The sequence below is a fragment of the Streptomyces tyrfis genome, assembly GCF_037034285.1.
GTDB lineage: Bacteria > Actinomycetota > Actinomycetes > Streptomycetales > Streptomycetaceae > Streptomyces.
This window is the reverse complement of the sequence record NZ_JBAGJZ010000036.1, coordinates 51,059-64,520: the sequence shown is the minus strand read 5'-3', so window position 1 is coordinate 64,520 and position 13,462 is coordinate 51,059. Positions and strand designations below refer to the sequence as shown.

Annotated in this window: 13 protein-coding genes; 11 read left to right on the top strand and 2 right to left on the bottom strand. The window is 70.8% G+C overall.

Annotated elements, in window-relative coordinates; translation table 11 throughout:
* The first annotated feature begins 56 nt into the window (after nt 1-56).
* Nucleotides 57-641, top strand: a complete 585-nt coding sequence (locus tag WA762_RS25020) for a hypothetical protein (protein ID WP_335938557.1) — start codon at nt 57-59, stop codon at nt 639-641.
* Nucleotides 642-690: 49 nt separating this feature from the next.
* Here the strand turns inward: WA762_RS25020 and WA762_RS25015 are convergent, their stop codons facing one another.
* Nucleotides 691-1,002, bottom strand: coding sequence for a ferredoxin (locus tag WA762_RS25015; protein WP_335938555.1), 312 nt, complete (start codon nt 1,000-1,002; stop codon nt 691-693).
* Nucleotides 1,003-1,242: 240 nt separating this feature from the next.
* Between WA762_RS25015 and arc the strand changes: the two genes are divergently transcribed.
* The 5 genes from arc to prcA all read left to right on the top strand — a co-directional run bounded on the left by arc (nt 1,243) and on the right by prcA (nt 7,066).
* Nucleotides 1,243-3,009, top strand: coding sequence for a proteasome ATPase (arc, locus tag WA762_RS25010; RefSeq protein ID WP_335938554.1), 1,767 nt, complete (start codon nt 1,243-1,245; stop codon nt 3,007-3,009).
* 238 nt (nt 3,010-3,247) lie between these two features.
* Nucleotides 3,248-4,759, top strand: coding sequence for a depupylase/deamidase Dop (gene dop, locus WA762_RS25005; RefSeq protein WP_335938553.1), 1,512 nt, complete (start codon nt 3,248-3,250; stop codon nt 4,757-4,759).
* 119 nt (nt 4,760-4,878) lie between these two features.
* Nucleotides 4,879-5,097 carry a ubiquitin-like protein Pup gene (locus tag WA762_RS25000; protein ID WP_073787958.1) on the top strand — a complete coding sequence of 73 codons (219 nt, stop codon included), beginning with the start codon at nt 4,879-4,881 and terminating at the stop codon, nt 5,095-5,097.
* A gap of 243 nt (nt 5,098-5,340) precedes the next feature.
* Nucleotides 5,341-6,186: a proteasome subunit beta gene (prcB, locus tag WA762_RS24995; protein ID WP_335938552.1), complete on the top strand. Its 846-nt coding sequence runs from the start codon at nt 5,341-5,343 to the stop codon at nt 6,184-6,186.
* 58 nt (nt 6,187-6,244) lie between these two features.
* Complete coding sequence (gene prcA / locus WA762_RS24990) at nt 6,245-7,066, top strand: proteasome subunit alpha (RefSeq protein ID WP_335938551.1); 822 nt, start codon at nt 6,245-6,247, stop codon at nt 7,064-7,066.
* A gap of 48 nt (nt 7,067-7,114) precedes the next feature.
* Here the strand turns inward: prcA and WA762_RS24985 are convergent, their stop codons facing one another.
* Complete coding sequence (locus tag WA762_RS24985; protein WP_335938550.1) at nt 7,115-8,155, bottom strand: LacI family DNA-binding transcriptional regulator; 1,041 nt, start codon at nt 8,153-8,155, stop codon at nt 7,115-7,117.
* A 128-nt stretch (nt 8,156-8,283) separates the two neighbouring features.
* On the opposite strand from WA762_RS24985, the gene WA762_RS24980 reads away from it, so the two are divergent.
* The 5 genes from WA762_RS24980 to WA762_RS24960 all read left to right on the top strand — a co-directional run bounded on the left by WA762_RS24980 (nt 8,284) and on the right by WA762_RS24960 (nt 13,462).
* Entirely contained in the window at nt 8,284-9,543 is a 1,260-nt protein-coding gene (locus WA762_RS24980) for an MFS transporter (RefSeq protein WP_335938549.1), read from the top strand.
* A 9-nt stretch (nt 9,544-9,552) separates the two neighbouring features.
* Complete coding sequence (gene pafA / locus WA762_RS24975; RefSeq protein ID WP_335938547.1) at nt 9,553-10,914, top strand: Pup--protein ligase; 1,362 nt, start codon at nt 9,553-9,555, stop codon at nt 10,912-10,914.
* A gap of 126 nt (nt 10,915-11,040) precedes the next feature.
* Nucleotides 11,041-11,976: an FKBP-type peptidyl-prolyl cis-trans isomerase gene (locus tag WA762_RS24970; RefSeq protein ID WP_335938546.1), complete on the top strand. Its 936-nt coding sequence runs from the start codon at nt 11,041-11,043 to the stop codon at nt 11,974-11,976.
* Between the two features lie 43 nt (nt 11,977-12,019).
* Nucleotides 12,020-12,391: an FKBP-type peptidyl-prolyl cis-trans isomerase gene (locus WA762_RS24965; RefSeq protein ID WP_335938545.1), complete on the top strand. Its 372-nt coding sequence runs from the start codon at nt 12,020-12,022 to the stop codon at nt 12,389-12,391.
* A gap of 114 nt (nt 12,392-12,505) precedes the next feature.
* Nucleotides 12,506-13,462, top strand: a complete 957-nt coding sequence (locus WA762_RS24960; protein ID WP_335938544.1) for a helix-turn-helix transcriptional regulator — start codon at nt 12,506-12,508, stop codon at nt 13,460-13,462.

Below are 13,462 nucleotides of genomic sequence, written 5' to 3'. Positions count from 1 at the left end.
GGCCCCCGGGCATCCCGTCCACCGGAACCACACAGGAACCACAGGAGACAGCGCGCGTGCAGACCTCCGAGCTCCCGGACCTCGCGCACACCCAGACCCGGCCGTTGCACTGGCTGGCCACCGCGGCGGCCATGGCCGCCGTCGTCGCCGCCGCGGGCCTGCTCCAGCCGGAGCCCGAGGCGTCCGCGTCCACCCATCGCCGGGCCGCCGCCGGGCAGAACGCGGCCCCGGCCGCCGCCCCCGACGCGACGCGCGCCGAATACCCCCTGGACTGCGGCGGGCTGGGACACACCGTGGCCCGGCAGGTCCCCGGCGACCTGGACGGCGACGGCCGCCCCGAGACCGTCGCCGCGGTCCACTGCGCCGCCGGTTCCGGCACCCCGCCCAGCGGCGTCTACGTCCTCACCCGGGGACGGGGAGGCGGGGCCGCGCCGAGGGTCGTGGCGACCCTGGTGGACCCCGCCCGGGGGATGAGCGTCGAGGAGCTCGCGGTGCGGGACGGCGTCGTCTCCGCCACGCTGCTCGGCTACTCCTCCGCCGACGTCCCGCGCTGCTGCCCCGACCAGCGGGAGAAGGCCACCTGGCGCTGGCAGGGCGGGGTCTTCGTGCGTGGCGCCGGCGCCGCCCCGGTCCGCGTCTGAACGCGCCGCGCCGGCGCGGGCGGCCGGACGGTTTCCGGCCGGAGGCCGGTCAGGCGGCCTCGGGGCCGTACACCTCGACCCTGTCCGAAACACGACGTACGTGAATGCACTCGCCGGGGCACTCCTTGGCGGAGTCGACCACGTCCTGGAGCAGCGGCAGGGGCACCGGCGTCGTCGCGCCGCTCTCCTGAAGCAGCTCGTCGTCGGCGCTCTTCACATAGGCCAGACCGTCGATGTCCAGCTCGAAGACCTCGGGCGCGTACTGCACGCAGATGCCGTCCCCCGTGCAGAGGTCCTGGTCGATCCACACCTCCAGGTCCGGTGCCTCGCCGTCGGTGGGGGCGTCCTGCTGCACGGTCATCTCTCCTGCCGTTCCTGCGGATCCGAACCGGAAGCGGCCGGCCGTGACGGGTCTTGAACGCTTCGACGATACAACCGGCCGCTTTCCGATGTTGAAGGGTGGGTATTCCCCTGAGACGAGGGGGAACGCAAGGGTGAAGATCGGACACGCCCCGCAGTCTTTGTGATCTAGGGGTTTCAATCATCACCCACCCAGGTAGGGTCAGGAAGCGTCCAGCTCCCCTTGGAGGAGGTGAGGACCGTGGCAGCCCACGACGACGACATCAACCGCGGCATCCGGCCCGGGCGGGGGTCCGAAGACCCAGCCGGCCAGGTCGCCTATCTCGAGCAGGAAATCGCCGTCCTGCGACGCAAGCTCGCCGACTCTCCGCGCCATACGAGGATTCTCGAAGAGCGGATCGTCGAGTTGCAGACCAACCTGGCGGGCGTGACCGCGCAGAACGAGCGGCTCGCCAACACGCTCCGTGAGGCCCGGGACCAGATCGTGGCCCTGAAGGAGGAAGTCGACCGGCTCGCGCAGCCGCCGGCCGGATTCGGCGTGTTTCTCCAGGCCAACGAGGACGGTACCTGCGACATCTTCACCGGCGGCCGCAAGCTCCGGGTGAACGTCAGCCCCGGCGTGGAGCTCGACGGCCTTCGGCGCGGCCAGGAAGTCATGCTCAACGAAGCGCTCAACGTGGTCGACGCCATGGAGTTCGAGCGGGCCGGGGACATCGTCACCCTGAAGGAGATCCTGGAGGACGGCGAGCGGGCCCTGGTCATCGGGCACACCGACGAGGAGAGGGTGGTACGGCTCGCCGAGCCCCTGCTGGACGCCACCATCCGCCCCGGTGACGCCCTGCTGCTCGAGCCCCGGTCGGGCTACGTCTACGAGGTGGTCCCCAAGAGCGAGGTCGAGGAGCTCGTCCTCGAAGAGGTGCCGGACATCGACTACGACAGGATCGGCGGCCTGGGCGACCAGATCGAGCTGATCCGGGACGCGGTCGAGCTGCCCTACCTCCACCCGGACCTCTTCAAGGAGCACGAACTGCGGCCGCCCAAGGGCATCCTGCTCTACGGCCCGCCCGGATGCGGCAAGACGCTCATCGCCAAGGCCGTGGCCAACTCCCTCGCCAAGAAGGTCGCCGAGGTCACCGGCCAGCCCGCGGGGAAGAGCTACTTCCTCAACATCAAGGGCCCGGAACTCCTCAACAAGTACGTCGGCGAGACCGAGCGGCACATCCGCCTGGTCTTCCAGCGGGCCCGCGAGAAGGCGGGCGAGGGCACGCCCGTCATCGTCTTCTTCGACGAGATGGAGTCCCTCTTCCGCACCCGGGGCTCCGGTGTCAGCTCGGACGTGGAGAACACCATCGTCCCCCAGCTGCTCGCCGAGATCGACGGCGTCGAGGGCCTGGAGAACGTGATCGTCATCGGCGCCTCCAACCGCGAGGACATGATCGACCCCGCGATCCTGCGCCCCGGCCGGCTCGACGTGAAGATCAAGATCGAGCGCCCCGACGCGGAGGCCGCGAAGGACATCTTCGCGAAGTACCTCACCTCCTCGCTGCCGCTGCACTCGGACGACATCGCGGAGCACGCCGGCTCCAAGGAGTCCGCCGCGCACGCCATGATCCAGTCCGTCGTCGAGCGGATGTACAGCGAGACCGAGGAGAACCGCTTCCTGGAGGTCACGTACGCCAACGGCGACAAGGAAGTCCTCTACTTCAAGGACTTCAATTCCGGCGCGATGATCCAGAACATCGTCGACCGGGCGAAGAAGATGGCGATCAAGGCATTCCTCGACCAGGGCCAGAAGGGCCTGCGCGTCTCCCATCTCCTCCAGGCGTGCGTGGACGAGTTCAAGGAGAACGAGGACCTGCCGAACACCACGAACCCGGACGACTGGGCCCGCATCTCCGGCAAGAAGGGCGAGCGGATCGTATTCATCCGTACGCTCGTCACCGGAAAGCAGGGTGCGGACACCGGCCGCTCGATCGACACGGTGGCGAATACCGGGCAGTACCTTTAGAAAAGGAACCGGCTGCGGATGCCCCGCCGGGCATCCGCAGCCGGTCGTTTTCCGGACAGCTCGCCCGACATCTCAGCAAAGACGAAATCGATCTCCCCCACCGGCGCGGAGTCGCTCTAGGCTCTTGCGTACCGCCCGGTCGCGCGGTGCGGGAGCGGGCACCGCGCACGGGCACCGGACCAGCAGCGGTACTGGAGCGCCGCCCCGCCAGGGAGCGCCGCCGGGCAAGGAGGGCCGCATGACCGTACGGCGAGTAATGGGCATCGAGACGGAGTACGGGATCTCCGTCCCCGGCCACCCCAACGCCAATGCCATGCTCACCTCGTCCCAGATCGTCAACGCCTACGCGGCGGCGATGCACCGGGCGCGCCGTGCCCGGTGGGACTTCGAGGAGGAGAATCCGCTGCGGGACGCGCGGGGATTCGACCTCGCCCGCGAGGCCGCGGACTCCAGCCAGCTCACCGACGAGGACATCGGCCTCGCCAACGTCATCCTCACCAACGGGGCCCGCCTCTACGTGGACCACGCCCACCCCGAGTACAGCTCCCCGGAGGTCACCAACCCGCGGGACGCGGTGCTCTGGGACAAGGCGGGCGAGCGCATCATGGCGGAGGCGGCCGAGCGCGCCGCCCAGCTCCCGGGCGCCCAGCCGATCCATCTCTACAAGAACAACACGGACAACAAGGGCGCCTCGTACGGCACGCACGAGAACTACCTGATGAAGCGGGAGACCCCCTTCTCGGAGATCGTGCGCCATCTGACCCCGTTCTTCGTCTCCCGCCAGGTGGTCACGGGCGCGGGGCGCGTGGGCATCGGCCAGGACGGCCACGAGCACGGCTTCCAGCTCAGCCAGCGCGCCGACTACTTCGAGGTCGAGGTCGGGCTGGAGACCACGCTCAAGCGCCCCATCATCAACACCCGCGACGAACCGCACTCCGACGCGGAGAAGTACCGCCGGCTCCATGTGATCATCGGCGACGCGAACCTCGCGGAGATCTCGACCTACCTCAAGCTGGGCACCACCGCGCTGGTCCTCTCCATGATCGAGGACGGCTTCATCAACGTGGACCTCGCGGTCGACCAGCCGGTGCGCACCCTGCACCACGTCTCCCACGACCCCACCCTGAAACAGCTGGTCACGCTGCGCAGCGGCCGCACGCTCACCGCGGTGCAGCTCCAGATGGAGTACTTCGAGCTGGGCCGCAAGTACGTCGAGGAGCGGTACGGCGCGGACGCCGACGAGCAGACCAAGGACGTGCTGAGCCGGTGGGAGGACACCCTCAACCGGCTGGAGAACGACCCGATGAGTCTGTCCGGGGAGCTGGACTGGGTGGCCAAGCGGGAGCTCATGGAGGGCTACCGCCGCCGCGACGGCCTGGACTGGGACGCCGCCCGGCTGCATCTGGTGGATCTCCAGTACGCCGACGTGCGGGCCGAGAAGGGCCTGTACAACCGTCTGACCGCCCGCGGGAAGATGAAGAGGCTGCTGGACGAGGCCGACGTCGAGAAGGCCCGTACGGGCCCTCCGGAGGACACCAGGGCCTACTTCCGGGGCCGCTGCCTCGAACAGTTCGCCGACGACGTGGCCGCGGCGTCCTGGGACTCGGTCATCTTCGACCTGCCGGGCCGCGACTCGCTGCAGCGGGTGCCCACCCTGGAACCGCTGCGCGGCACTCGCGAGCACGTCAAGCGGCTCCTGGACCGCTGCCGCACGGCGGAGGAACTGGTCCAGGCGCTGTCGGGCGGCTGAAAGCGCCGCGATCGGGGAATCATGGAAAGGGCCCCGGGTGTTCCGACGAGCACCGGGCCGATGTCGGACCCCGTGGGTAGGGTCTGATCAAGTGCTTCGAACCGAGCGGGGTGAGCGAGATGGCGACCAAGGACACCGGCGGCGGACAGCAGAGGGCGACGCGTTCCACCGAGGAGGTCGAGGAGCAGGCGCAGGACGCGCAGGCCTCCGACGACCTCAAGGAACGCCAGGAGAAGCTGAGCGACGACGTCGACTCGGTTCTGGACGAGATCGACGACGTGCTGGAGGAGAACGCGGAGGACTTCGTGCGCTCCTTCGTCCAGAAGGGCGGACAGTAGTTCGCGATCGTGAATTCGGGGGAGTGGATCAGGACGCGCGCGGTACGGGCCGAGTCGGCCCGTACCGCGCGGTCGCAAACGGCACGGCGAGCCGTGCGGCCGCCCCTCCGGGTTCGTGTGGATCACCGCCGGGGGACGGGTAGGGTCCCTGGCACAACGCATCGACCGCAATGCGGCCACCGGCACGTCGGGAAAGGCTCCTGACACCTTGCGCACGGCCGTCGCATACCTGGAGGGAAACGCGTGGAAGCCAACACCCGCGGCACCGGGCGACTGCCGGCTGCCTTCCTGACGCCGGGATCCTCTTCGTTCATGGAGTTCCTGTCCGCCCACGCGCCCGAGATGCTCCCGGGCAACCGGAGCCTGCCGCCCGTGCAGGGGGTCATCGAGGCGCCGCACGGGACGACCATCGTCGCGGCGGCGTTCCCCGGCGGCGTGGTCCTGGCCGGCGACCGGCGGGCCACCATGGGCAACATGATCGCCCAGCGCGACATCGAGAAGGTCTTCCCGGCCGACGAGTACTCGGCGGTGGGCATCGCCGGCACGGCCGGACTGGCCGTGGAGATGGTCAAGCTCTTCCAGCTGGAGCTGGAGCACTTCGAGAAGGTGGAGGGCGCCCAGCTCTCCCTGGAGGGCAAGGCCAACCGGCTCTCCACGATGATCCGCGGCAATCTGGCGATGGCCATGCAGGGACTGGCCATCGTGCCGCTCTTCGCGGGCTACGACGTCGACCGCCAGAAGGGACGGATCTTCTCGTACGATGTCACCGGCGGCCGCTCCGAGGAGACCGGATACGCGGCGACCGGCTCCGGGTCGATCTTCGCCCGCGGCTCGATGAAGAAGCTCTACCGCGACGACCTGACGGAGCAGCAGGCCCTCACCCTGGTCGTCCAGGCGCTGTACGACGCCGCCGACGACGACTCGGCGACCGGCGGCCCCGACGTGGCCCGGCGGATCTACCCGATCGTCACCGTCATCACCGACGAAGGCTTCCGGAAGCTGTCCGACGCGGAATCCTCCGAGATCGCCCGCTCGATCCTGGAACACCGGATGGAGCAGCCCGACGGCCCGCGCGCCGCGTTGCTCTGACCGCCGTTCCCATGCTTCCCCGACGCTCTCGTCACTGACAGAAAGGGACGGATAACCGGTGTCGACGCCGTTCTATGTCTCACCCCAGCAGGCCATGGCCGACCGGGCGGAGTACGCCCGCAAGGGCATCGCCCGTGGACGCAGCCTGGTAGTGCTGCAGTACGCCGACGGCATTGTGTTCGTCGGTGAGAACCCGTCCCGCGCGCTGCACAAGTTCAGCGAGATCTACGACCGGATCGGCTTCGCCGCCGCCGGCAAGTACAACGAGTACGAGAACCTCCGCATCGGCGGGGTGCGCTACGCCGACCTGCGCGGCTACACCTACGACCGGGACGACGTGACGGCCCGCGGGCTGGCCAACGTCTACGCCCAGACGCTGGGCACCATCTTCTCCAGCGCGGCCGAGAAGCCGTACGAGGTGGAGCTGGTGGTCGCCGAGGTCGGCGCCGAGCCGGAGGGCGACCAGATCTACCGGCTGCCGCACGACGGCTCGATCGTCGACGAGCACGGCTCGGTCGCCGTCGGCGGCAACGCCGAGCAGATCGGCTCCTTCCTCGACCAGCGGCACCGCGACGGGATGACGCTCGCGGAGGCGCTCAAGCTCGCGGTGCAGGCGCTGTCCCGGGACCCCAACGGCAGCGAGCGGGAGATCCCCGCGGAGCGGCTGGAGGTCGCGGTCCTGGACCGTACGCGGCCGCAGCAGCGGAAGTTCAAGCGGATCGTGGGCGGGCAGCTGGCCCGCCTGCTGGAGGCCGACGGCGAGTCCGCGCCGGCCGCGCCCTCCGGCGAGGAGCCCGGCGCGGGCGACGCGTCCGCCGCGGGCCCGGCGGACACCACCGGTCCGGCCGACGCCGCCGGTCCGGGCGGGGACGCCGAGTAGCGGTCCCGCGGCGCCCCGGTCCACCCCTCCCGGCGGGCCGGGGCGCCGTCATGCGCGGCCGCCGTCCGCGGGCGGGGCCGCCGACGAGCCCCTCGTGACCAGCCGCACGGGCAGGCTGCCCGGCTCGGCGGGACGGCCGTCCAGGACCGCCAGCAGGGCGGCCATGCCGCGTTCGCCCACCCGCTCCGCGGGCAGCCGCACGGTGGTCAGCTCCGGTTCCAGGGCCGTGGCCAGGGCCAGATCGTCGAAGCCGGTGACCGACAGGTCGTCCGGGACCCGCAGACCGAGCCTGCGGGCCGTCTTGCAGGCGCCCGCGGCGAGGACGTCGTCGTCGCACACGACCGCCGTGGGCCGCGGGCCCGGAGCGGCCAGCGCCCGCTCGGCGGCCTCGCGCCCGCCCCGGACGTCGAGCGTGGCCCCGACCGTCCGCAGGGAGGCGCCGGGCACCGCCGCCACCGCCTCGCGCAGCGCCCGGGCGCGGACCGCGAACGTCCAGGAGTCGACCGCCGACGCCAGGTGGACGAAGCGGCGGTGGCCGAGCGCGAGCAGATGCTCCGCGACCTGCCGCATGCCGTCCGCGATGTCGAGGTTGACCCGCGCCGCGACGCCGGTGTCCGCGGGGTCGCTGTCGAGCATGACCAGCGGCAGGCCCGCGCCGCGCAGCGCGTCGAGCGCCCCCGCGGCCATCGAGGAGGCGATCACCCCGTCCAGGGAGGCGCGCGCCGAGGCGAAGGGGTCCCTGGCCGGGCCGACGCCCTCCGGGGACGGGTAGAGCACCACCCCGAAGCCGTGCTCGGCGGCGACGGCGGCGGCGCCGGTGTAGACGCGGGCGAAGAACTCGCTGGTGAGGGCCGGCACCACCAGCAGCGCCGTCCTGGTACGGCCGAGGCGCAGGTGGCGGGCGGCCAGGTTGGGCCGGTAGCCGAGGCCGTCCGCGGCGTGCCGCACCCGTTCGGCGGTCGCCGCCGAGACCCGGCCGCGCCACTTGTCGCCGAGCACCAGGGAGACCGTGGCCTGCGAGACGCCGGCCGCCCGGGCGACGTCCCGGCTGGTGGGCCGGGCGGGGGCGGGCTGTGCTGCGCTGGTCACTCGGGCCTCCGGGCCGGTCGGGGCGGGTCCGAGGTGGACCCGTGAACTCGGCACATGGTACGTATGGGCCGCTTAGTTATACGTAAAACCCCATGGCGCCGGAGGGCGCCCGAGGAGAGGGACGGATCATGGCCGCCGGATATCTGGACATCCTCCGGGCGCGGCACGCCGCCAGACTGCTGGCGGGAACCCTGATCGGCCGGCTGCCCAACGGCACCGCCCACATCGCGATCGTGCTGTTCACCCGGGCCGAGGGCGGCAGCTACACCCTGGCCGGGGCGCTCGCGGCCGTCTACGGGCTGTCCACCGCCGTCGGGCAGCCGCTGCTGGGCCGGGCCGTGGACCTCTGCGGACAGCCGAGGGTCCAGCTGCCGGCCGCCGTGGTGTCGGGGCTCGGCATGGCGCTGCTCGCGCTGACGGGCCCGCACTCGCTGCCGGCGGCCTGCGTGGGCGTGGTGGTGGCGGGGCTGTTCACCCCGCCGCTGGAGGGCGGCCTGCGGGCCCTGTGGCCGTCGGTGCTGGACGGCGAGGAGCGGGTGCACCGGGCGTACGCGATGGACGCGGTCGCCCAGGAGATCATGTTCACGGTGGGGCCGCTGCTGGTGACACTGCTCGTCTCCCTCTGGTCGCCCGCCGCGGCGCTGCTGGTGATCAACGCGATCGGCGTCCTCGGGGCGCTCTCCGTGGTCGTCTCCGAGCCGTCCCGGGCCTGGCGCTCCGCGCCCCGCGAGGCGCACTGGCTGGGCGCGCTGCGCTCGCCGGGGCTGCTGGCTCTGCTGGGCGCGTTCTTCTTCGTCGGGCTCGCCCTGGGCTCGATCACCGTCGCCGCCGTGGCGTACGCCGACGACCACGGCCGGGAGTCGGTGTACGGCTGGCTGATGGCCGCGCTCGGCCTGGGCGCGCTGATCGGCGGTGCGGTGTACGGGGCGCGGCGGTGGGCCGGGGCCCCGGAGCGCCGGCTGCGGTTCCTGGTGGCCCTGCTGGCGCTGGGCTACCTGCCGCTGACGCTGACCCCGGGGGTGGCCGCCATGACCGCGCTGGCGGCCCTGGCGGGGGTCTTCCTGGCCCCGACGATGGCCTGCTCGTTCATCGTGGTCGACCGGCACGCGCCGCAGGGCACGGTCACCGAGGCGTTCTCCTGGCTGGTGACGACGTTCGGGGTGGGCGCGGCGGTGGGCACCGCGGTCGCGGGCCCCGCCGTCGAACTGGGCGGCACGCGGTGGAGCTTCGCCGTGGCCGGGGCCAGTGGGGTGGCGGCGCTGATCGTTCTCCTGGCCACGAAAAAGGCGCTGGACGTTCCCGGACGTATGACCGTCGCGGTACGGAGATCGGAAAATGATCGAAACGGTGCTGTCGAACCCGGTTTCAGCTCAGGCCGTAAGGCGTAATGTTCAGTCATGGACCGCCGCATTTTCGGGCTGGAGAACGAGTACGGCGTCACGTGCACGTTCAGGGGACAGCGCCGACTGTCCCCTGACGAAGTGGCGCGCTACCTCTTCCGCCGTGTCGTGTCATGGGGCCGCAGCAGCAATGTCTTCCTGCGGAACGGCGCCCGCCTCTACCTCGACGTGGGATCGCATCCGGAATATGCAACCCCCGAATGCGACAACCTGACCGAACTGGTCACCCACGACAAGGCCGGTGAGCGCATTCTCGAAGGTCTGCTCGTCGACGCCGAACGCCGCCTGCACGAGGAGGGAATCGCGGGCGACGTCTACCTCTTCAAGAACAACACCGACTCTGCGGGAAACTCCTACGGATGCCATGAGAACTATCTCGTGGCCCGGCACGGGGAATTCTCCCGGCTCGCGGACATCCTGATTCCCTTCCTCGTCACCCGGCAGCTGATCTGCGGCGCGGGCAAGGTGCTGCAGACGCCGCGCGGCGCGGTCTACTGCGTCAGCCAGCGCGCCGAGCACATCTGGGAGGGCGTCAGCTCCGCCACCACCCGGTCCCGGCCCATCATCAACACGCGGGACGAGCCGCACGCGGACGCGGAGCGCTACCGCCGCCTGCACGTCATCGTCGGCGACTCCAACATGTCCGAGACGACGATGCTGCTCAAGGTCGGCGCGACCGACCTCGTGCTCCGCATGATCGAGGCGGGCACGGTGATGCGGGACCTGACGCTGGAGAACCCGATCCGGGCGATCCGCGAGGTCAGCCACGACACCACCGGCCAGCGCAAGGTGCGTCTGGCCAGCGGCCGCGAGGCGTCCGCCATCGAGGTGCAGCGCGAGTACTACGAGAAGGCCGTCGACTTCGTCGACCGCCGGGGCATCCGCACCGGCACGGTCGCCCGGGTCCTGGACCTGTGGGGCCGCACGCTCGAGGCGATCGAGACCCAGGACCTCGACCGGATCGACACCGAGATCGACTGGGTGATGAAGTACAAGCTCATCGACCGGTACCGGACCAAGCACAACATGACGATGTCGCATCCGCGGGTCGCCCAGATAGACCTCGCATACCACGACATCCACCGCCGGCGGGGCCTGTACTACCTGCTGGAGCGCAAGGGACAGGCCGACCGCGTCTGCAACGACCTGAAGATCTTCGAGGGCAAGTCCGTGCCCCCGCAGACCACCAGGGCGCGGCTGCGCGGGGACTTCATCCGCCGGGCCCAGGAGCAGCGGCGGGACTTCACCGTCGACTGGGTCCACCTCAAGCTCAACGACCAGGCGCAGCGCACCGTGTTGTGCAAGGACCCGTTCCGCTCGGTGGACGACCGGGTCGAGAAGCTGATCGCCGGGATGTGAGGCGGCGCCGGATCCCGCCGGAGGGTGACGCGACGCGGGCCCCGTACGTTTCTCGTACGGGGCCCCGCGCACGCCCTAGAGTGTCCGGGACCCAACCAACAGTGCCGTCTGAGATCTGAGGAACACGTGCGCCGACTTGCCGGCCTTCTCGTCGTCCCCCTGCTGCTGCTGACAGGGGCCTGTGGCAACGACAAGGGCTCCGAATCAGCTTCCGCCTCCAAGGACGGGTTCCCCGCGATCACTGCGGGTGCGAAGTTCGGGGAGAAGCCCACCCTGGCCAAGGGATCCGGGACCCCGCCCAAGGAGCTGAAGACGAGGGTCCTCAGCCAGGGCGACGGACCCGAGATCAAGAACGGCGAGGCCGTCCAGGTCAACTACCTCGGACAGTCCTGGGACTCCGACAAGCCCTTCGACAACAGCTTCGACCGCAAGCCCTTCGACCTGACCCTGGGCGCCGGCATGGTCATCCAGGGCTGGGACAAGGGCCTCGCAGGCAAGAAGGTCGGCAGCCGGGTCCAGCTGGTCATCCCGCCCGACCTCGGGTACGGCGCGCAGGGCCAGGGCGACATCAAGCCCAACTCCACGCTGGTCTTCGTCGTCGACATCCTGAAGGCGACGCAGATCCCGGCCTCCGCCAAGGGCACCGCGGTCGCCCAGAACGACCCCGCCCTGCCGAAGGTCGCCACCAACACGGACGGCAAGGCCCCGAAGGTCACCATCCCCTCCCAGAGCGCCCCGCCGACGAAGCTCGTCTCCGACTACGTCCTGGAGTCCGACGGCGAGGTCGTCAAGGACACCGACAGCGTCATCGTGAACTACGTCGGCCTGGTCTGGAAGGACGGCAAGGAGTTCGACAGCACCTACACCGCGGGCCGCACGCAGACTTTCCCGCTCGCCCAGGTGACCCTGAAGGGCCTCAAGAACGGTCTGGTCGGCAAGAAGATCGGCAGCCGGGTGCTCCTCGTCATCCCGCCGGACCAGGGCTTCGGCGACCAGGCGCAGCAGACCATCCCCGCGAAGTCCACCCTGGTCTTCGCCGTGGACCTGCTGGCGAAGATGTAAGACTGTCCCGGTTGCGCAGTTCATCATCAAGAGGAGCACCTCAGTGAGCATCGAGAAGCCCGAGATCGACTTCCCGGGTGGCGAGCCGCCGGCCGACCTGGAGATCAAGGACATCTGGGAGGGCGACGGCGCGGAGGCCAAGGCGGGCGACACCGTCTCCGTCCACTACGTGGGCGTGGCCTTCTCCACCGGCGAGGAGTTCGACGCCTCCTGGAACCGCGGCACCCCGCTGCAGTTCCAGCTCGGCGTCGGGCAGGTCATCGCGGGCTGGGACAAGGGCGTGCAGGGCATGAAGGTCGGCGGCCGCCGCCAGCTCACCATCCCCGCGCACCTCGCGTACGGCGACCGCGGCGCCGGGGCCCGCATCGCCCCCGGCGAGACGCTGATCTTCGTCTGCGACCTGGTCGCCGTCTGAGCCGCGTCTCCCACGCCACGAGGGCCCGTGCCGCAAGGCGCGGGCCCTCGCTTTTGTCCCGGCACCGCATAGCGGTACGGTCGACGATCGTAGAGCGGAACAGAAAGGGCGTCGATGGCGATCGCCAAGGCCGAGCGGCTGATGAACCTGGCCCTGTGCCTGCTGGGAACCCGGCGCCCGCTGAGCAAGCGCGAGCTCCGCGGCTCGATCGAGGCGTACCTGGAAGCGGGCTCCGACGACGCCTTCAACCGCATGTTCGAGCGCGACAAGGACGATCTGCGCGAGCTCGGCCTGGTCATCGAGACGGTGGAGAGCCTGGACGGCGACATCGGCTACCTCGCCCGCCGCGACAGCAACCGGCTGCCCCCGATCACCCTGGACGCCGAGGAGGCCGCCGCGCTCGGGCTGGCCGCCAAGGTCTGGCAGCAGGCCCGGCTCGCCGGGGCGGCCAGCGGCGCGCTGCAGAAGCTGCGGGCGGCCGGCATGCCGGAGGCCGAGGACGCCTACGAGGTGCACAGCGCCCTGGAGCCCCGGATCCCGGTGCACGAGGCCGCGTTCGAGCCGCTGATGCTGGCCTGCCGGGACCGCCGCCCGGTGACCTTCGACTACCGCAAGGCCAACGCCGCCCGGCCCGAGACGCGCCAGGTCGAGCCCTGGACCCTGGAGTGCTGGCGCGGCCACTGGTATCTGGCGGGCTGGGACCGGGAACGCCGGGCCGAGCGGGTCTTCCGCCTCTCCCGGATCACCGGAAGGGTGCGCTCCCGGCAGGCCGGGACGTTCACCGCCGAGGTGCCCGACGTGGTCACCGTCCGCGAGACCGTGGAGAGCTGGGCGGGGGAGACCGCCACCCGGACCGCGCTGATCAGGCTGCGCACCGGCGCCGGATACCCGCTGCGCTCGCGCGCCGTCTCGGTCCGCGAACTCGGCGACGGCTGGGACGAGCTGGAGATCCCGTACGGACACGGACTGGACGCCTGGCTCGTCGAGTTCGGCCCGGACGTCGTCGTGCAGGAGCCCGCGGACCTGCGGGCCGACGTGGTGGACCGGCTGCGCGCCGTGGCCAAGGACTGA